At 52.6% G+C, this 20,694-nt stretch carries 15 protein-coding genes and 1 pseudogene; 6 read left to right on the forward strand and 10 right to left on the reverse strand.

All coding sequences use genetic code 11. From position 1 onward, the window contains the following. Nucleotides 1-304 precede the first annotated feature (304 nt). On the reverse strand, nt 305-709 hold the full coding sequence (locus tag LX98_RS13170; protein WP_496429334.1) for a DUF3597 family protein: 405 nt from the start codon (nt 707-709) through the stop codon (nt 305-307). Between the two features lie 479 nt (nt 710-1,188). Between LX98_RS13170 and LX98_RS13175 the strand changes: the two genes are divergently transcribed. Beyond that, the gene (locus LX98_RS13175; RefSeq protein ID WP_496429335.1) at nt 1,189-2,190 is read left to right on the forward strand and encodes a hypothetical protein; all 1,002 of its coding nucleotides are present in this window, start codon (nt 1,189-1,191) and stop codon (nt 2,188-2,190) included. Then, entirely contained in the window at nt 2,190-4,223 is a 2,034-nt protein-coding gene (locus LX98_RS13180; RefSeq protein ID WP_496429336.1) for a CocE/NonD family hydrolase, read from the forward strand. The genes LX98_RS13175 and LX98_RS13180 overlap by 1 nt, the downstream gene beginning before the upstream one ends. On the opposite strand, the gene LX98_RS13185 is transcribed toward LX98_RS13180, so the two are convergent. The 8 genes from LX98_RS13185 to LX98_RS13220 all read right to left on the reverse strand — a co-directional run bounded on the left by LX98_RS13185 (nt 4,220) and on the right by LX98_RS13220 (nt 12,284). Then, complete coding sequence (locus tag LX98_RS13185) at nt 4,220-5,248, reverse strand: D-alanine--D-alanine ligase family protein (protein WP_496429337.1); 1,029 nt, start codon at nt 5,246-5,248, stop codon at nt 4,220-4,222. The two genes, LX98_RS13180 and LX98_RS13185, sit on opposite strands and share 4 nt — an antisense overlap. Before the next feature lie 95 nt (nt 5,249-5,343). Next, entirely contained in the window at nt 5,344-6,774 is a 1,431-nt protein-coding gene (locus LX98_RS13190) for a histone H3 family protein (RefSeq protein WP_496429338.1), read from the reverse strand. Between the two features lie 150 nt (nt 6,775-6,924). After that, nucleotides 6,925-7,923: a zinc-binding dehydrogenase gene (locus LX98_RS13195; protein ID WP_496429339.1), complete on the reverse strand. Its 999-nt coding sequence runs from the start codon at nt 7,921-7,923 to the stop codon at nt 6,925-6,927. A 312-nt stretch (nt 7,924-8,235) separates the two neighbouring features. Beyond that, the gene (locus LX98_RS13200) at nt 8,236-8,580 is read right to left on the reverse strand and encodes a HepT-like ribonuclease domain-containing protein (protein WP_496429340.1); all 345 of its coding nucleotides are present in this window, start codon (nt 8,578-8,580) and stop codon (nt 8,236-8,238) included. After that, nucleotides 8,567-8,872 carry a nucleotidyltransferase domain-containing protein gene (locus LX98_RS13205; RefSeq protein ID WP_496429341.1) on the reverse strand — a complete coding sequence of 102 codons (306 nt, stop codon included), beginning with the start codon at nt 8,870-8,872 and terminating at the stop codon, nt 8,567-8,569. The genes LX98_RS13200 and LX98_RS13205 overlap by 14 nt, the downstream gene beginning before the upstream one ends. Nucleotides 8,873-9,270: 398 nt before the next feature. Next, nucleotides 9,271-9,714, reverse strand: a complete 444-nt coding sequence (locus LX98_RS13210) for a cupin domain-containing protein (protein WP_496429342.1) — start codon at nt 9,712-9,714, stop codon at nt 9,271-9,273. Nucleotides 9,715-10,104: 390 nt separating this feature from the next. Further along, nucleotides 10,105-11,568: an ATP-binding protein gene (locus tag LX98_RS13215; RefSeq protein ID WP_496429343.1), complete on the reverse strand. Its 1,464-nt coding sequence runs from the start codon at nt 11,566-11,568 to the stop codon at nt 10,105-10,107. Continuing rightward, complete coding sequence (locus tag LX98_RS13220) at nt 11,565-12,284, reverse strand: response regulator (RefSeq protein ID WP_496429344.1); 720 nt, start codon at nt 12,282-12,284, stop codon at nt 11,565-11,567. Before LX98_RS13220 ends, LX98_RS13215 begins: the two co-directional genes overlap by 4 nt. A 313-nt stretch (nt 12,285-12,597) precedes the next feature. Here LX98_RS13220 and LX98_RS13225 point away from each other — a divergent pair, with 313 nt between their 5' ends. The 4 genes from LX98_RS13225 (at nt 12,598) to LX98_RS13240 (ending at nt 20,394) form a co-directional block, all read left to right on the forward strand. Next, complete coding sequence (locus LX98_RS13225) at nt 12,598-14,028, forward strand: efflux transporter outer membrane subunit (protein ID WP_496429345.1); 1,431 nt, start codon at nt 12,598-12,600, stop codon at nt 14,026-14,028. 27 nt (nt 14,029-14,055) lie between these two features. Beyond that, complete coding sequence (locus LX98_RS13230) at nt 14,056-15,279, forward strand: efflux RND transporter periplasmic adaptor subunit (protein ID WP_496429346.1); 1,224 nt, start codon at nt 14,056-14,058, stop codon at nt 15,277-15,279. Next, nucleotides 15,269-18,430 (forward strand): efflux RND transporter permease subunit, encoded by a 3,162-nt coding sequence (locus LX98_RS13235; protein ID WP_496429347.1) that lies wholly within the window; start codon nt 15,269-15,271, stop codon nt 18,428-18,430. Before LX98_RS13230 ends, LX98_RS13235 begins: the two co-directional genes overlap by 11 nt. Nucleotides 18,431-19,128: 698 nt before the next feature. After that, nucleotides 19,129-20,394, forward strand: coding sequence for a DEAD/DEAH box helicase (locus LX98_RS13240; RefSeq protein ID WP_496429348.1), 1,266 nt, complete (start codon nt 19,129-19,131; stop codon nt 20,392-20,394). 99 nt (nt 20,395-20,493) lie between these two features. Here the strand turns inward: LX98_RS13240 and LX98_RS13245 are convergent. Further along, nucleotides 20,494-20,589, reverse strand: a pseudogene (locus tag LX98_RS13245) (phosphotyrosine protein phosphatase); the annotation flags it as partial. Nucleotides 20,590-20,694 lie beyond the last annotated feature (105 nt).

The following is a 20,694-nucleotide window of genomic DNA, read 5'->3' on the forward strand; positions in this document are numbered from 1 at the left end:
AGAGCGTAAACCAGAGAAGGCTGGTGAATAGCATCCATCTCAGGCGGTGCAGCTTCTAGTCAATCGACGAAAACCGTCACATCCCAGGTATGAAACCCAATCAAAAACGTCGGGAAGTGTTATTGATCGGCAGTACTCAAAGATAAAGTCGGGGATCCACGGCATGCTATGATTTATCCGGCCATCAGATCAGACTTCCTAGTGCCCCCTGCCGGGGCAAAATCCTTTGCACTGAATGTTTACCGTCTTCGCTTTCAGCAGATGCATACGTGGGCAGGTCTCATGCCTCTAGTTCCTCACGCCACTAGTCTAAAAGTTCCTTTGGAATATTGCCCCCATTCTCGGCAAGTTTTTGAAGCACCGTCTTGTGGAGCCACATATTCATCTGCGCGGAATCCTTCATCTTATCCGCGGGACATCCAAGTTCGGTTGCCAGTTCCTTACGAGCCGCCAGGCTGCTATCCAGATCCAGAAGCTTCAGCAGATCCACAATCGACGTTTTCCAATTAAGCTTTTGGGGGTTCGAGGCTGCAAGGCCTTCAAGTTTTCCTTTGACATCCACCACCGTGGTTCCAGTGGAAGGAGCAGGAGAAGCCGGGGCGGCCTGCGGAGCCGGGGTTTTCGGGGCAGATGATTGTGGCGCAGGAGCAGCCTGTGCTTCGGAACCGCTGAAACCGAGCTTATCAAGAATTTTGCTAAAAAAACTCATGGGAGATCCTCTTGATTAAAGGTGATTAGTAATGATTGGCAAAAGAATGGCTGTATTCCGGCCTATACAGATTTATCAATTAATTCATCGAAGCACCTGAGCGTCCATAAGACTTTGAACATGGCTCCTGTCATCATGAAACATTATCATTCTGAAGGGAATGGATACTTTTCTCTTTTCGACCGGGGATTCGTCTGGTCCCAGAAAACTCCGGGGAATCCCTTATGAACAAAATAAGTCGTTGGCTTTTGTCCATTTGTGGCTGACCTGGCAGGAGAAGTCACCGCCGACCTGTACGCGATCGTTTAAAAGATTAGTTGCGGGGGATGGTTGAAAATTTAGAAAAGAGAATCGCCCAGGAACAAGACAATTTGATGAACCAGCCTCCGACGGAAGCAAACAATCGTATTGCATGACTTCATCTCAATTAGTATGGTAGGGGTTCCATGACAGATGAATGATGAAAGGATGAGGTGAGCATGCCGATTTGTGAAGCTGATCCCTGGAGAATGCAGTATTTCGAGGGCATTCCATGCCCGCCGGAAGTCAACATCCCTACCGAAGACGGCGATGCCTGGGCATGGTACCCACAGTACAAGTGGATCTATAACAAACTGATGATTGCCGAGAGCCAAAACCTGCCGTGTGCTCCGCATGGGCTGGATCCATCCTTCTTTCCCGTGTTTTCCAAACCGATTTACAACATGCGCGGCATGGGTGCCGGGAGCCGCGTGTTGCGTTCGTTAAAAGAATACAAACATTTGGAACGACCGGGACACATGTGGATGCCGTTACTCCAAGGCGATCATGTGTCCAGCGACGTCGCCGTGGTCAAGGGGGAACCCCACTGGTGGCGACATGCCACGGGCAAACCGTTGGAAGGAGGAATGTTCGATTATTGGACGGTGTTGGCAACGCCAATTCCAACCATCGAAGCCTACTGTGGCGACTGGCTGCGCCGGCATCTTGCCGGATACACCGGCATGATTAACTTCGAGACGATCGGCGGCAAAATCATCGAGGTACATTTACGATTCGCAGACCAATGGCCGGATTTGTACGGCGCCGGTTGGGTTGGGTCCCTCGTTCGGCTGTATGCGGAAGAACAATGGCAATTTGATGATTCCCATCGACAGGAAGGGTACAGTGTCGTCTTGTTTGGCGCCCATGGCGTTCATTATCAGCATCCACCCAAAGACGTGATCGCCCAGTTGCGCCAAACACCACACGTCTCCAGCATTCAGATCACGTTCCATGAAGAGAAACCTCCGAAGGACCACTCCATGCCACCAGGCGGATTTCGTCTGGCTATCGTCAACTGCTGGGATCTTGAAACGGGATTCGAAGTCAGAAAAAAGCTGGCGCTGAGTTTTTGGTCCACCCATCAGTTTCAACCCAATCGCCCCCCCGCTCCAAAAACTCTCCGCGACTCGAATGCGGAACGGCATGAACAGACTGTCGAAAAATTTAGAGAATTTTGATGCTCATCGATTACACCATCCTCGATCGCATTACCGAAATCGAAAACACCTGGATTACGATGTCGGACGGATGCCGCATCGCCGCGCGTATCTGGTTGCCGAAGTCAGCCGATACGGAGCCGGTTCCGGCCATTTTGGAATACCTCCCCTATCGCAAACGGGACTTTATGCGATCACGGGACGAGCCCATCCATCGCTATTTTGCGGCGCATGGCTATGCCAGCATCCGCGTGGATATCCGGGGATCAGGGGATTCAGAAGGGATCCTGCATGATGAATACTCCCATCAGGAGCATGACGACGCCCTGGAAGTCATCACCTGGATTGCGAAACAACCCTGGTGTTCGGGCGCGATCGGGATGATGGGGATTTCGTGGGGCGGGTTTAATGCGCTCCAGGTCGCCGCCCGGAATCCGTCGAATTTGAAAGCCATCATGACCTTGTGTTCAACGGATGACCGGTACGCCGATGACGCGCATTATATGGGCGGCTGCCTCCTGAACGAAAATATGCAATGGGGTTCCATGCTAACCCTCTACTCGGCGTTGCCACCCGATCCGGAAATTGTCGGCGACCAATGGTGGGATATGTGGCAGCAACGGTTAAACAATCTCGAACCGTTTCCCGTGGTCTGGATGCGGCACCAATCGCGGGACAATTATTGGAAACACGGGTCGGTGTGCGAAAACTACGACGCCATTCGCTGTCCGGTCTATGCCATTGGTGGCTGGGCCGATGGCTATACCAACGCCATTCCCCGATTGATGACCCATCTCTCCTGTCCGAAAAAATCGCTCATCGGTCCCTGGGCCCATGTCTTTCCGCAGGACGGCGTCCCCGGCCCCGCCATCGGCTTTCTGCAGGAAGCCGTCCGGTGGTGGAACCACTGGCTGAAGGGGGAGAAGACAGGAATCATGGATGAACCGGCATTTCGGGTATGGATGCAAGAGAGTCAGATGCCACAACCCCAATATGCCGTATGGCCCGGCAGATGGGTAGCGGAAGAAACCTGGCCGAGTCCTCGCATCGGCGAGCAACGGTGGTTTTTGGAACCGGGACATCTCTCCCCTACTCCTGAGAAACCCACGGAGTTGTCGTTTTGCTCACCCCAGACAACCGGGGTCCGGTCCGGAGAATGGTGCGGATTCGGGGCGGATGGGGAAATGCCGCGCGATCAACGACCCGACGATGGCGGTTCGCTTGTCTTCGATAGCGATCCGCTCACCGAACGACTTGAGGTCTTGGGCGCACCGGTCGTGGAACTTGATCTGTGCGTCAATCAACCGGTGGCGATGATCGCTGTCCGTCTGGGAGAAGTTGCCCCCGACGGATCCGTTCTGCGTGTCACATATGGACTATTGAATCTCACGCATCGTGAGAGTCATGAAACACCTCAACCGCTCGAACCGGGCAAATGGTATCAGGTACGGGTGCAACTCAACGACTTTGCCCATGCGTTCCCTCCCGGCTCCCGTATCAGGCTCTCACTGTCCACCAGTTACTGGCCGATTGCCTGGCCGCCACCCGTTCCCGTGACGTTGACTGTCCGCACAGGGATGAGCAACGTGACCCTTCCCGTGCGCCCTCCCCGCCAGGAAGACGAAGCGCTACGGCCGTTCGGGCCACCCGAAGCCGCACCCGGCACCCCGCATAAAAAACTCCGGCAACTCAGCATGCGGCGAACCATTGAAATCGATCTGGCCAGCAACGAAATGGTCTACACGTTACGGAGTGACGGGGGAGAATTTGACGGGGCCTCACATGCCAGAATTGAAGAGATCGATCTCGATGTGGGATACACCCTCTTTAAACGGTATCGGATTCTTGAAAAGGATGCGCTGTCGGCTCAAACGGAACTCACACAGACCGCCCACTTGAAACGGCGGGACTGGTCGATTTGGCTGGAGTGTCGGACACGGCTCACCGCCACAACCGAAACCTTTCAGTTTGCGGGAGAATTGGAAGCCTATCACGGCGATCAACTGATCAAACGACATGACTGGGCACTGGCGATTCCACGGTCGCTTCTCTAACTGGCTGCGACAGACATCCGGTTGATGGCCGCCTGAAGAATCTTGTGTAACATCTCTCCATATTTGATTCCCGCAAATCCCGCCATAAAGGCCAGTTTCCCGTCATTAGCCCACGCGGGATTCGGATTCACCTCCATCAGCTTTGGCTTACCATCCGATCCGACACGAAAATCAAACCGTGCATAGTCGCGCAACTGAAATCTCCTGAACAAGATCCGCACCCAGTCTTTTATCTGTTTCTCAAGACCCGGATCGAGGACAGCCTGTTTAAATTTGATATCTGTCCAGTAGGGCGAGTCCGGGTAGGCCTTCGATTCAAAGGACAAGATCGGCTCGAGGCCAACGGGCAGCCGAGAAAAATCGACTTCAAGAGTGGGCAGGATACAAAAATCGGTTTCAGGATTGCCGATCACGCCGATGCCGTATTCCGGGCCGGGAAGATATTCCTGCATCAGCGCATCACGACCGGGAAGTGTGGAACGCAACCAGTGCAGATATTCGCGCGCTTCTTCCGGGGACCGGACCACGGCATCCTTGGTAATACCCACACTCCCATCAGCCGCATTGGGCTTAATCAACGCAGGATAAAAATCGGGCAGGGCCTCAAGCGACGCTCCACCCTCGATAAAATACTCACGCGGGACCGGGACGCCATGCGACTGGGCCACCAGCCGGACAATCGCCTTGTCAAAACAGATAACCATGGCCGACGGCGGCGCGCCGGTATACGGAATCCCCAACATCTCCAGATACGCGGGAATGTTGAGTTCCTGAGCGGGCACATTGCGAAACCCCGTATCGCAAAAATTGACGACTAAATCCGGACGATCCTGCTGAAGCTGCCCAAACAGACGGGCATGGTCGTCATAAAACAGAAACGTATGATCTGAAAGCTCCTGAAAGGCAGCCTTCATCGCATTGTGCGTCGCCGTGTCCTCTTCATTATATTGCGCATCACGTTTCGTCGGATCTGCCAATCGGGGATCTCCGGTGATCACACCGATACGGTGGACGGGCTTCGCCATGCGTTGGAAACTCCTATAGGGTGATGGTGATTAGAAGCTGGAGAAAGCCCAGAGTTTTGCATTCAAGCACCCACACTCTGTCTTTTGGTCTCGTACTATTTTGTCAGCACTCTTACGGCAGAATTGTTCCAATTTACTAAGTCAGTAATGGTGTAGCGGCCAGATAAGGGAAGGTCGCTAAATTTGTTAACCTCATAAATACGTCGGCGAAAGAAAGCACCCAGTCCCATAAAAGGCACGGGGAACATCTTAAGCTTTCGTATACATGCATTTGGAGATGTGTCACTGAACCAGGTTCCAGTTGTTGGGAAAAAGGCGTCGTACGCTTGAAGCGCGCGAGGAATCTCTTCAACTGGGATGCCTATACGCTCTGCCATGTGAGCGTATTCATCTTCCTCTTTATCAAGCAGGATGAACCCCCCATATGCCCACATAAACCACTGCCAGAAGATTGGATACCGGTGAAAATATGGCTCATCCTTTATTTTTTTAATGCCCTCGCGAAAAGTCACCGGTAAGGACTCGAATGAGGACAACTCAATTTCGCGGTCGAATATTTTTAACTTACGGGAATCCTTGGCAATGTCATGCCGGCCACTCTTGGTATACAAAATAAAGTCAGTGGCATACTTCATCAACGCGAGTCTGGCTCGGTGTTCAATGTAGGCTGATATTTGCAAATCATTGTATTCGCAGTCATAAAAAGTTCTATTAAAAACTGCATTTTCAACCCCAGCATATTCTCCCTCAAACGAGGAGCCTGCCATTTCGGCAGAAACTCGAGAAGAGATATTGGGATATTCCTTATAAACAGAGCACAGATGATCCATTCGTTCGCTAATGGTCTGGCGGAAAAAAGCCCCACTGTTTATCGCATGCAGGTAATCAGCAAGTGCAACATAACGCTGTTCATTCGTTGCTGTTTTCTTCTTATGTATTAGGTCGGTTTCAAAGATTCTGTCGAGCCAATAAGAGAACCGCCAGACAGTAACGTCCAACTGCTGGGGGCTCCCAATGCCTGTCACCGCCGCAAGAGGTTTCGCTGCCTCCCTCAAATCAGGAATAAAAATAAGACGTATTGAAAGTCCCTTGGCCTTTTCTATGTAGAAATCTAGTTTGTTTTTGTCTTTTGTCACCACAAAAACGGCATCTTTAAGTTGGAGATAGTGAAGCCAACCGCTTAACTTGAATAGATCAGAAAAGCCCCATACGCCAGATTTGACTTCCGCCAAAAGATATGTGGGCATTGAAGCATTATAGGCAGTAGTGAGGAGATCTAACTCCAGAACTTCCTCAGTCTCTCGCTGAATAATTTTTCTCTCAACATATTGGCCTGCGGTCTGAAAGAACGCGGCGACGAAATCCTCGAGCCATTTTCCTTCAGGGATGTCAGGCAGGGAAACCTTGGTAGACATATTTATCTTGTGAATTTCAAGTAAATAAATTTTTTTAGGTGTGGTTACGATTGTAATGAGTCGTAAAGGCCCCTGTGGGGTTTTTTGCTCCCACGATTCTTGGTTATTCAACGAATTATGTCAAGTTGTAGGTGGAGGAAAATAGAAAAGGATTGTCAAGAGAGGGTGAATTAAAAGTCTATGTAAAAATGATCCGTTGCGATCAGACAATCTCCTCTTTTATCTTTTTTACAACTGACGACAGGGTGACCCAGCCTGTTCTTAATCAGCTACTTGCACCAGCACCTTTCCCATCGGCCCCTGGGCCAATCGGTCAAATCCCATCTTCACTTCCTCGAAGGGGACAATGGAATCCACCTGTGGTCGCTGCCCCATGACATCCAGCCGACCGACGATGTGTTTCCACCCCACATGCGCTTCCTGAGCGGTATAGTCTCCAACCGAGGCTCCGCCCATTCGGATGCGACGGAAAAACAGGGTCGAGGTGTTGAACTCCGGCACCGTTCCTCCGCTCCGGCCGACGACGCTGATCCGCCCGCCATATCCAAGCAGAGCCACAACCTGTGGAAGCAGCGCGCCTCCCACACTATCTACAACGAGATCGACTTTTCGCGGGCCCAGTGCCGCCATCACCGCCTCCGAAAGTTTGCTGTCCATCGGATCGAACACGAAGTCAGCTCCTAGCTGCTTTAACTTGGCCCTCTTCTCTGCGCTGCGCGAGAGGGCCACTACCGTAAGATCCATCGATTTCCCTAGCAGCACCGATGCCACACCGACACCACCGGAGGCGCCAGTCACGAGGAGAACAGATCCCGCAGATGGCGGTGCCGGAGGATCCGCCCATTGAGTCAACGCTTGCCAAGCGGTCAAAAAGACCAACGGAGCCCCGGCCATTTCTTTACACGACCAGCCGGCAGGGATAGGAGTCACACTTTCCCTCGGAACCACCACCTTCTCAGCAAGTGTTCCCCATGTCTCGACACCCACCTCGCAACGCAAAATCCCAACGGTCTCGCCTACGCGTACGCTTTCGACACCGGACCCCACCGCTATCACATCACCCACCCCATCACGTCCAAGAATGTGAGGCAGCGATGGATTGGCCGGGTACATCCTGCGCGCAAGGAAGGCATCAGCCGGGTTCAGCGCTGCAAATCTTACCCTTAGCAGCACTTGTGCCGGACCCGGCTGTGGCTCCGGCACTTCACCAAGCCGTAATTTTTCGACACCCTCATAGTCATCCATTAACCACGCACGCATATATTCATCTCCTCTTGTCACACACTTGGCCCTTGAAATGACTATTTCCATTTCGAGGATCAAGCCTTGCAATCGCGCAATCCGCTTTCGGCGTTATTCCACTATCCACAGCATGCCCATCCTCTGTTGGACTGCGATTCTTGGCTTCAGGCAGTAAGGGAGGCCTCAGCTAATGAGGGCTAAGACCCCGGCTTGTGCGAATAGCGTTGGGGGGCAGCCTCAACATACCAAACATCCCCGTGCTCATACCCCCCTTGGATGGGCTCTTTTATGGCAATTGGTTTGCGAAGCGGTCCTGTATGGTCTGGGCCATCAGGTCATATCTCCAGGAGTGACACGCTCCAGTTCATTGATTAGCTGGGGAAGGTCTTCTTGAGCTGTTTTCCAAAGAATATCCAGGTCGATGTCAAAATAGGCGTGAACCAGACGGTGGCGCATACCGATCATGTCATCCCATGGAATACTGCAAGTTTGCTGGCGAGTGGCTGGCGTCACTTGGTAGGCCGCTTCACCAATGATCTCGATACCTTTGACTAAGGCCAACACCAGCTGACGATCACGGTTTAGATCAGAGCGCGTCCGACCCTGCACAAAACCAACCGCTTCCCGTGCAGCATCCAGCATATGACGGAACCGAATGCCGTCATCCTCGCGCATACTGTACCTCTGCCTCTTCCAAAATTCGCTGACGGAAATATCGGCTAAGGTCCTGGGGAGTTCGCAGATCGACTTTTCTACCGCCCAACAGGGAAGAAAGCTCCCGTTCCATCCGCGCGATCCCGAAGAGACCGGGCGCCTGGTCAGGTTCAAACTCGACCAGCACATCGATGTCGCTGTCGGGACGAAAATCGGCACGAAGCGCCGAACCGAAAACTGCCAACTGCTTGATTCCATGCTCACGGCAGAAGGCAGCTACGGCCTCCTTGGGGAACGAAATTTTCGGGTTCATGCTTCGACCTCCCTCTGTAAAACATATTTGATATGAAGGTCACATCCAACCTGAAACGTTATGAGCTGGTAGGCATGTATGGGTGTGCTTTTCAATACGGCTCCTTCGAGATTCGAATATATATAGGCTCTGAACAGAATAGGGAAATTCTTGGTCAATTGAGAGGATAAGTCAAGTTGCGCGTCTACAAAAATAAAACAGTGGAAATTGATCCCCCTTGGTTAATTCGGCGACATGCAACGAGAATCACCACGGCCTTGGATGAGACTCTTTATTTCCTACCTTTTGGCAAGCAATCGTTCGCCTGAAAGCCTCAAACAGAGCCTTTCCCGTCAACCGATTTTTTTGAGTGAAGCCGCTGATCCGGGACAGCTTGTAAGGTGGCCGGCCGAGTGGGCTCAAGTCGCGACGGTGACGCCGTTTTCCTTGAGAACCTCCAGCACCTTGGGAATGTCTGGAGGGCCCGGGGGTATTTCATTGTTGAAGGCGGTGAACATTCGGGTGGCCATGCTGCCCTGGCCGGTGAGTTCGAACATCTCTCCGCCGCCTGGGCCGTAGCGAAAGCCGTGCACGGTACCGGCGGGTACATGCACCAGTGTGCCCGGCAGGCACATGACCGATTTGTCGTCATAACTGAATTCGATCTGTCCTTTAAGGACATAGAAGGACTCGTCCCAGGCGTGACTATGCAGAGGCGGACCCATTCCTTCATCGCCTTGCTGCAGAGTGATCTCATAGCCTTGTGTCGCGTCACTTGACGCAAGCACGGTCACCTTCGTGCCAATCACATTCAAAGCGGGTGGGTAGTTATCGGGTGAGACAATAAAGGGTTGGGGCTTCATGGCGTTATGACCTCCAGTGGATCAATTAAATGGTTAAAAATTGCAGTAGAAAAATCAGCGGGGAATTCTTCGTCAACCGACAAAATAAGTCAAGATCCGGCGCTAAAAACAAGAAAGCGGGAATTATTAGGGACTTGGATTCTTGATGGTTTCAAGAGCCAATAAGTGAATATTCTTAATTTCACGGTTAGGCCTGGCAGGCTGCTGAAACACCCAAAATTCTTCTGAGAGCTTATCGGGATCCAAAATTTTACTTTTCTGATGAGCGAAGGAGGATGTTCAAAAAGGCAGTCCTGCACTGAGTCTGCTCGAAGGAAAGGCCGCAGCGGCTTGGATGTCATGAGCCCGGCAAAGGCAGAAACGCCGCTGGCGGATTTTTTCAACACCCTTCTAGGTTTGGTCGGCAGCTTGGTGAAGGGGCGATGCCGGCAAATGGATCGTCACCGTTAAGCCTCCGCCCGGAAGATTGGCCAAACTAATGTCCCCGCCATGATTGCGAACGATGGACCGGGCGATGGCCATGCCGAGGCCGATGCCTCCTGTTTGTTTATTGCGGGATTCCTCCAATCGCACAAACGGCTGAAAGACCCGTTCAAAATCCTGCTCCGGAATTCCCGGACCACTATCTTGAATCACAATCTGAAATTCAGTGTCATGCTGTCGAAGTTTGACCTCGACCTGTCCTCCATAGCTCACCGCATTTTCAATGAGATTACGAAGGGCCCGTTTAAGACTGATGGGGCGACAGGTGCATGGCGTTTTCTGCGCGCTCGCGAATTTCACATCCATGCCCATATCAGCCAGGTCCTGACAAAGACTATCAATTAGGGCACTGAGATCCACCGAACGCGATACCTCCGTCGAGGCCTCGTCCCGGGCGAAGGCCAGCGTGGCTTCGGTCATCCGTTGCATGTCATCCAATGTATCCAAGATCTTGCCTCTTGCTTCCTGATCCTTCATCAATTCCACTTGCAGTCGAAGAGAGGTAATGGGAGAGCGTAAATCGTGACTGATGGCGGCCAGCATTCTCGTTCGATCCTGGACAAACCGTTGCAGTCGTTCGTACATGCGGTTAAATGCCCGGATGGTCTGCTGAATATCGACGGGACCTTCTTCCGGGATGGGGGTGATGGATTCCCCGCGACCAACCCGCTCCGCAACTTCCGTGAGTTGTTGAAGCGGACGCGTGAGACGTTGCACCATGAACACCACAATCAGGCAGATACTGCCACCGGCAAGCCCCATCGAAATGAGAGTCGGCAGCGCCCAGCGTCCCAGGGATGGGGTGATCCCCATGCCGGCATTCAGCCATCGGCCATCCTGGAGACGCGCGGAAATCAGCAGCCCTGGCGCATCATATTCAGAGAGCGGAAGAGGAAAGGACGGGCCGGATGCCTTACTGCGTACAATGGAAGGTTGAACGCCTTCCGGCGCTTCTCCTATGGTCTTTTTCCATGACCCGTCCTGTGGGGGAAGCATGAACCGCAGTTCAGACACATCATTCTTGCTGAGCAAATCCGTAAGACGGCTGATCCACTCATGGTCGCCTTGTTGCATGGCTTGAGGAATCTGACTGGTATCCGACAACCAGTAGTACAATTTTCGTGAACTGGCGGCCTGGACCATGCGATCATGCAAACCGGATGGACTGTGTTCAATGAGATCGATGAGAGAAGCGGTTCGTTCGAGAATTTGAGTCCGCTCGACAGATCGAATAGCCGCACGACGTTCATCGGTAAAGATAAGGAAGTTGGCCACTTGCGCAATGACGAGGGCTGCGAGGAGAAGGGCAATCATCTGGCTGGTCAGCCGTTTCGGCAACACCCGTCTGAAAATGTGCAGACCCGATTTCATTGTAATGTGACCTCTGCGGTAAATGTGTATCCCCCTCCCCACACGGTTTTAATCAGGGAAGGAAGCTTGGGATCGATTTCAATTTTTTTTCGCAACCGGCTAACCTGATTGTCGATACTGCGATCAAACACATCGCCCGCGCGATGGCGGGTGAGGTCGAGTAATTGATCACGAGTCAACACCATGCGTGGATGATTCAGGAAGACCGTCAACAGCACGAATTCCCCGGTGCTGAGCGGAATGGCCACGCCATCCTCTCCGACGAGTTCCCGTTGCGAAACCTGTAAGACCCATCGGTCGAATTGAATGGTTTTTTCCGCAATGCGCCGTTCTTTCCATGGAAGACTATTCGCCCGCCGGAGCACGGATTTGATTCGTGCCAACAATTCCCTGGGATTAAACGGTTTGACGACATAATCATCCGCGCCCATTTCCAACCCGATCACGCGGTCGGTTTCTTCCGCCATGGCCGTGAGTAAAATAATGGGAATGTCCTTTGTTTCACGTAAATGACGGCAAAGAGAGAGACCGTCTTCTCCCGGCATCATGATATCCAGCACAACGAGGTCGATGGCGCTGGTCTCGAGAATTTTCCGGGCCTCCGCCGCGCTTCCAGCCTTACTCAGACGAAAGCCCTTTTGCGTGAGATAGTTTGAAAGCGGATTGCGGATATCCGGCTGATCGTCAACAACAAGGAGATGCGGTAACGAATCCATATGGCTCCTCAAGCTCACCCTTCTTCATTATTATGACGCCGGAACCGGGAGTGAGGGGAAAAAAATTGTATCAAAGTTTGTCAAAACAGAATTCTGTCAGGTTTTCTTACAAAAAAGAAGGATGTGGAAAAAATTCAGGCAAATATCCCGGGTATACTAACCGAGAAGTATGGAGGTGAAACGGCTGGATGGATCGTGTTCGTCCCCAAGATCCAATAAAAAGACGTTCTTCATCTTCGGTCCCATGAAGTTCAGACAAGTATCATCCATAAAGGAATCAGAAATTATTTTCCCTCGTCATTCGCAACTTCGTATGAATACCCTCCAGTATTGTCGCGCCCTCCTCACAGGAATTTCCCTGATGCTGTTAACGGGGTGTCTGTTCGACCCACAACCCATTGAATTGAAGATTCAGCCGCCCGATTCCTTTTCCCTTTCCGGCCAGCATGCGTTGCCGGACAAATGGTGGGAAGCCTTTGAAGACGAGGCCCTTGACCGGTTGATTGAACGCGCGCTTGAAGATAACCCGACTCTGCTGGCCACCTGGGACCGCCTGCGACAGGCGGAGGCCATTGCGGTGCGTGATGGAGCCCCCCGCTTTCCATTCTTAAATGGAAACAGTACTGCCAGCCGGAGTCGTACGGATTTAGGCACGCAAACCGATCGTTTTGCTGTAGGAGTATCGGTGGCCTATGAGCTGGACCTGTGGGGACGGGTACGGGCTTTTGGAAGTGCGGCGAACTTCGATGCGCAGGCCAGTCAGGCCGATTTAACGGTCGCCGCGATTACCTTATCGAGTCAGATGGCGAAAACCTGGTATAACCTGCTCGAACAACGAGGCCAACTGGCTTTGTTGGAGAAACAGATATCGACCAACGAGAAAGTTCTTCAATTAGTCACCTTGCGGTTCCGACAGGGGGTGGCCGCGGCGGCCGATGTCCTGCGACAGAAACAATTAGTGGAACAAACGCGTGGAAAAACCAAAGACGTCCACGCGCAAATCGGAACGCTGAGCCATCAACTTGCCATTCTTCTTGGGAAACCTCCCAAGTCTCTGGAGATCCCCGACAATCAGGCGTTGATACGCCTTCCCCCATTGCCGAATACTGGCTTGCCCGGAGAACTCATTCAACGTCGTCCTGATGTGCAGGCCACGTTTTACCAAGTACAGGCAGCCGATGCGCGTGTCGCGGCCGCCATTGCCGAACGTTTCCCGCGCATTGATCTTGCCGGATCGATAACCACAAATCTCACCCCAACCCTGACCAGCGGTTCCTTTGCCGCGGCTCCGGGAGGACTGTTTGCCAATTGGTTAGCCACCGTATCGGCACAAATCATCGCACCGATCTTTAATGCAGGAGCGAGGGCGGCGCAAGTCGATCTGAACAAAGCTGCTCGGTCTGAAGTCCTTCACAACTACGAATTCACGGTCCTTCAAGCCTTCCAGGAGGTCGAAAATGCCCTGATTCGTGAAACACAACAACGGGCCAAAACCTCCAGCCTGGAAGATCAGTTCCACATCGCCACCCAGGTCATCGAACGCTTGCGAGCCCGGTATCTGAATGGTGCAACCGCCTATCTGGACGTGCTCAATGCACTGAACAGTCAACAGGAACTTGAACGCGAGATCCTGACCGCCCGGCGGACACTCATAGATTTTCGGGTTGATCTGGCCAAGGCTCTGGCGGGTGGGTGGCCCATGAATAAACCTGAAATCCGGCAATTAACCATTTCCACCGGATAGGGATTCATCCCGGAAATCGCCCAAGCCATGTTACCCCCATCCCATTCCAACATACGACTGATCCTGGTGAAGGCGGTCCTGCCTGTTCTGATCCTGGCGCTGGCTGGAGGCATTGCGTTTTCGATCGTCCAGACCGCCCCACAACCTGAACGTCATCCCAAACCCAGGCAGCCCCGACTGGTGGAAACCGTTGAAATCAATGTGACCAAACAGATGCTGACCATCGAGGCTTGGGGACAAGTCCAGCCTGTTCATCAAATCACACTCCGGTCACAGGTGAACGGGAAGATCATCTCCGTCAACCCTGAACTCGTTCCCGGCGGTCGGTTCAACGCACAGGAAACCATTCTTCGTTTGGAACCGGCGGATTATGCGCTGGCTGTCCGTCAACGACAATCCGATTTGGCGAAGGCCCGCGTAGCTCTCCTCCTCGAAGAGGGCAACCAGGTTGTCGCCAAACAAGAGTTCGATTTATTGGGTGCAACGATCAACGACCAGGAAAAGGCCCTGGTCCTTCGCCTACCGCAACTGCGCGCGATGAAAGCCGACGTGGATGCCGCCGCGGCTGCCCTGCAATCCGCAAAGCTCGCGCTGGCACGCACCGTCATCAAAGCCCCGTTTGAGGCCACCGTCGTTCGCCATCACGTCGATCTCGGGACCTATGTGACCGCCACCACCGATCTCGTGACAATTGCGGGAACGAAAGAATACTGGGTCGAGTTAGCCGTTCCCATGGCTCAATTACGTTGGATCACGATTCCTCGCACACCTGATGAACCAGGGTCCGCTGTCAAACTCTTTCAGGAAAATGTGTGGGGAAAAGAAAAATTTCGGACGGGCCGTGTGGTCCGGTTGCTGACCGACCTTGAACCCAACGGGCGAATGGCCAGACTCCTGGTGGCCATTCAAGACCCTTTAAATCTTCAAGCACAGCATGCGGCCCTGCCTCGCGTGCTGCTCGGTTCGTATCTTCGCGCTGAGATTCAGGGGGAGGAACTCAGCCGGCTGGCCAAGGTGAATCGTCGCTGGATCCATGATCAGGACACCGTGTGGCTCATGAATACAGACAATACACTGGAAATTCGTCAGGTGACGATCGCCTATCGTGGCCAACATGCGGTCTATATTTCTGAAGGCCTGGAAACGGGAGACCGCTTAGTGGTCACCGACATTTCCGCCCCCACGAATGGAATGCCCATTCGCCTGAATACCAGCCGTTCGGACACACCGGTGACTCCCCATGGAACCTAACCCTTCCTCGTCTCCACCTCAGCGGGAATCCGGCTCTCTGGCCTGGATGGTGCACAACCGGGTCACGCCCAATTTGCTCATGTTGACGCTACTGCTAGGTGGACTGTTTATGGCCTCCCACATTAAGCAGGAGGTTTTTCCCGAATTTGAAGAAGACACCGTCACCATCACCGTTCCGTTTCCGGGCGCAAGTCCCGAAGAAGTCGAACACGGGGTGATCCTGGCAATCGAGGAAGGGGTGCGTGGGCTGGAGGGCGTAAACGAGATCCGGGCCACGGCCGCGGAAAATCAGGGAACGGTCGTCGTCGAACTCCTGGCCAAGTCCAACAATCAAAAAGTCTATCAGGACATTCAACAGGCGATCAGCCGCATCGTCACCTTTCCGGAGGATACGGAAAAGCCGCGGGTCACCTTGGATACCCGTCGTCGCGACGTCCTGACGCTTCAGTTGTATGGTGACGTCTCGGAATGGACGCTTCGTGAAGTCGCCGAGCAGGTTCGGGACCGCCTCTTACAAGAACCCGGCATTACGCAAGTCGACCTTGAAGGCGCGCGGGCATATGAAATTCATGTGGAGGTGTCTCAAGAAGACCTCCGGGCCTATGGACTGACATTGGAGGACATTGCACAAACCATAGCCGCGACCGCACTCGATCGATCGGGTGGGAGCGTGGAAACCTCCAGTGGCGAAATCTTGTTGCGGGTACAGGAACGACGTGATTGGGCATCAGACTTTGCCGACATTCCCATCATTGCCAACCAAACGGGAACGCTCTTGCGTCTCGGAGATATCGCCCACGTGTCGGAAGGATTCCAGGAAAGCGAAACGTATGCCACATTTAACGGGGTACGTGCCATTGGCATCGAAATCTTTCGAGTGGGAGATCAAACTCCGATCGGTGTGTCGGAAAGCGCACGCGCCGCGATGGACCGTATTATTCCTGATCTGCCGGCCTCCATCCATTACACCATTCTCAAAGACCGGTCGGAAATCTATTATCAACGGCTCACGCTTCTGCTGAAAAATGGATTTCTTGGATTGTTGCTGGTCCTGGCTATCCTCACCCTGTTTCTGGAATACAAACTGGCGTTCTGGGTGACGGTGGGGATCCCGACCTCATTTCTGGGGGCCATGCTCTTTCTGCCGGCCATGGACGTGTCCATCAATATGGTGTCCCTCTTTGCATTCATAATTGCGCTCGGGATAGTCGTGGATGATGCCATTATTGCCGGGGAAAACATTTATGAATACCGGCAACGCGGCAAATCCTTCAGCGAGGCAGCCATCCTGGGGGCACGGGATATTGCCATTCCCATCAGCTTTAGCATTTTGACGAATATCGTGGCCTTCCTGCCGCTGATGTTTATGCCCGGATCTTTCGGAAAAATCTGGGCCGTGATTCCCGTGGTGGTCTCGACCGCATTCATTATTTCCTGGGTCGAAGCCTTATTCGTCCTTCCAGCCCATCTGGCACATTCGGGCGCCAATCCGACCGGCACCATCGGCAGAACCCTGCATCACACCCAACAACGGTTCAGTGCATGGTTTTCCCGATTCGTCGAACGGACCTATGGTCCTTTTCTCCGCCGGGCCATTACTCACCGCTACCTGACGATTGCCATCGGGTTCGGGATTTTTGCCATTGTGCTGGCCTACCCATTCAGCGGACGCATGGGCTTTATTCTCATGCCCACCGTTGAGGCTGATTTTGCCAAGGCCTCAGCCGCGCTTCCTTTCGGAAGTCCTCCAGAGGAAATGATCCGGGTCCGGGACGGGTTGATCCATTCCGTGGAAAAGGTGATCGACCAGTATCCGGGACAACATATTACCAACGGCACCTTTGCGCTGGTGCTGGAAAACACCATCGACGTTCGGGCCTATTTGCCGGATGCGAACCATCGTCCGCTCAGTACCAGCGAATTGACCACCCTCTGGCGGGAACACACTCCGGATTTCCCGGGAGTGGAATACCTGCGGTTTGAGGCGGATAGCGGGGGACCGGGGCGCGGGGCCGGGATCAGTGTTGAACTCAGCCATCGGAATATTGCCATGCTCGATAAGGCAAGCACCGATTTGGCCGACCGTCTGGCTGAATTCGGCAGTGTCAAAGACGTGGACGACGGGTATTCTCCGGGGAAACCCCAACTGGACTTCCGCATCAAAGAGGAGGCCCGCAGCCTCGGCCTCACCGCCGGAGATATCGCCAGACAAGCCCGCAACGCGTTTTACGGATCGGAAGCCCTTCGCCAGCAACGAGGGCGGAACGAGATCAAAGTACTGGTGCGATTCCCGGAGTCGGAGCGCTCGAGCGAATACCACGTGGAGAATCTGGTAATTCGAACGCCTGCCGGTCCACACGTGCCGTTGTATCAGGTTGCGACGGTCGAAAAAGGCCGGGCGTTTCGGGAAATCACCCGGCGGGACGGACACCGCACCGTGACCCTCACCGCGAATGTCCAACCTGCAAAGGAAACCAACCTTGTCCTGAATAAACTGAAAAGCGACGTGCTTCCGGCCCTGCTTCGTGATTATCCCGGCCTCAGTTACAGCTTCGAAGGACGCCAAGCCGATATGCGAGATGCGCTTCAGAGTTTTTTATATAGTTCGACACTGGCATTGATCCTGATTTATGTCTTGCTGGCCGTGCCGTTTCGTAGTTACCTTCAACCGGCCGTTGTGATGACATCCATTCCGTTCGGGTTGGTTGGTGCGGTGATCGGGCATATGATTATGGGCTACAACATCAGCATCATCAGTATGATGGGGATCATTGCGCTTGGCGGAGTGGTGGTCAATGATTCCTTAATCATGATCGACTATGCCAATACCAGGCGGCGGGAAGGACATCATGCCTTTGATGCCATCTGCCAGGCCGGCATCCGCCGGTTCCGGCCCATTCTATTAACCACCCTCACCACCTTCGGCGGATTGGGTCCCATGATATTCGAAACGTCCCGTCAGGCCCGGTTCATGATTCCCATGGCCATTTCACTGGGATTTGGAATTCTCTTTGCCACCGCCATCATGCTCGTGCTTATTCCCTGTCTCTATCTGGTCGTGGAGGATGTGTTGGGCATGTTCACCGTTACGGTCAACTCGCCTTCCCCGGTACAAGCTCCAAATGAACCGGAAGGCATCATTGCGGAGTGAGGGAGGGTCTTTTTAGGGAACCAAAGAGCATATCCTCCCTCAGCATATTTCTGAAGGGAAAAGTATTGAAATGCTTTCATGACTCAACTACCAGGTCAAATTTTCAGTGACTATCATCTACAATGACAAGTATGTCATCCTCTCTCTCTTGCACTCGTCTGTACCCCCTGCAGGACAATCCATTGCCGTAGGCCCAAACCTACCACCGATTTCAATCTCAGAATTAATGCCGGGTGTCGGTCGGCAGCCCATGCGCAGAAGGAAAGTGTAGGAAAAATTCTGTGAGGCCTTGCCTGTATTGGCGAAATCTCCTTTGGGTTTCACTCAGCTATTCCAAGTCGGAACCATCCAATGGCGCATGGCAAGCTGACCCCAAGCACATTTCTTCTCCCTAGGTTCTTTGCCTGTCTGTTCATTTCCGAGTAGACTGGGGCACAGTCCGAAATCAGAATATTCCTGTTGAATATTTCTGAAAAACCGCACGTATTCACTCAACAGGGATTCGATATCAATGGTCGACGGGAATGATCAAAACAGTCTTCCAGCAAGGCCGCAGCTATTTTGGCGCGCGGAGCGTACTTTTATTACGTGAGCAGGGCAAAATGGCGAGAACGCCGCTGGCGGCTTTTTTCAGCATTCCCAAAATGATCCACCCCTGTTGTGCGTGATTTGATGAAAAGAAAAGGTCTTGAAACACCATGAAGTTTGCAAAATATCCCATTTCAGATGCTTTGAAAAACAACCTGTCCCGACTCGGGTTTGTAAAAACCACGGACATCCAATTTAAAGCCATGCCCTCGATCATGGCGGGGGAAGATGTTCTGGCCATCGCCCAAACAGGGACGGGGAAAACGGCAGCATTTGCCATCCCGATCATCAATCATCTTGACCAGTGGAAAAGGAGTCAACGCTTAAATGGTATCCAATGCATTGTCATGGTGCCGACGCACGAACTGGCGATGCAGATTGGAGAGGTCTTTGCCCAACTTTCCAAACAGACCAAGGTCAAAGCGTTTGCCATGTATGGCGGCGTTGAGCAGGACCCGCAGATACAAACACTTCAGAATGGCATCGATGTGCTCATAACGACACCCGGCCGATTGTTTGATTTGATCAGTCAGGGGTATGTTCTGCTCAACCACGTCCAAACCCTTGTGTTAGATGAAGCTGATCACATGCTCGATCTCGGATTTATTGGAGATATCCATGCGATCAAAAAAAAGCTGCCACAGAAACATCAAACGCTCTTTTTCTCGGCAACCATCAATGCCGAGATCAAAAAACTGGCCTATTCTCAGGTGAGGCATTCGGCTATCCGGATTCAAATCTCGCCGGACAATCGTGTCTCCAAAAATGTCTCTCACTACGTGATGTTCGTTGAAATGGACGATAAACGGTTTTTCCTGGAGCGATTCCTGACCGATAATCCTGAGAGCCGGGTGATCGTGTTTGTCCGGACGCGAGTGCGCGCTGAACGGGTTGCCAAGGCGATGGGTCGTGTCGGAATAGCCACACTGACAATTCATGGGGAAAAGGATCAGCGTGACCGGGCTGGGGTAATGAACGCTTTTAAAACAGGTGCCTGTCAGGTTTTAATCGCCACAGATGTCAGCGCACGCGGCATCGACATTCCCGATGTGCATTATGTGTTGAACTATGACCTCCCGGATAAGGCAGAAAACTATGTGCATCGTGTGGGAAGAACTGGGCGGGGTATCAAAAAGGGCATTGCGATTTCGTTCTGCAGCAGCGAAGAAAAGGGACGACTCGAGGAGATTCAAGTGTTTTTAGATCAAGAGATTGATGTCGTCAAAATCTCGAAAAAGGATTATGCCTTTACGGTGACACATCCCAGCGGGGAACCTACCTTGGAAGAGTTGCTTAAAGAAATAGAGGAGGAAGAGGAGGAGAAAAGGAAAAAAAGGAAAAAAATTAAACCGCAAAAGAAGAAAAAAAAGAATTAATGGCTCGTGAAAGAATACGAATCAATCGAAATTTTGGCGAACTGAGGACTCGTTTCCCGCTCAGGTTGACTTGATTCCAAGTTTTGGCGTGAGCGCTCATGATCTAGCTTCACCCCCTTCATATTCGGAACAAACGGCTTCTGCCGTTGGGCTTCTGAGCCTATTTCCACTACACCCAAACGATAGTTTTTTAATTTGTATCTGCCTGAGCCGGGTTTCGGCCCGGCAGCCGAGATCCTTTTGTTTCGGCAAAAGGACCCAAAACCATTGACGCCCAGTTCGTCCTCTTTAGATTAAGCG

The organism is Nitrospira marina, assembly GCF_059568365.1.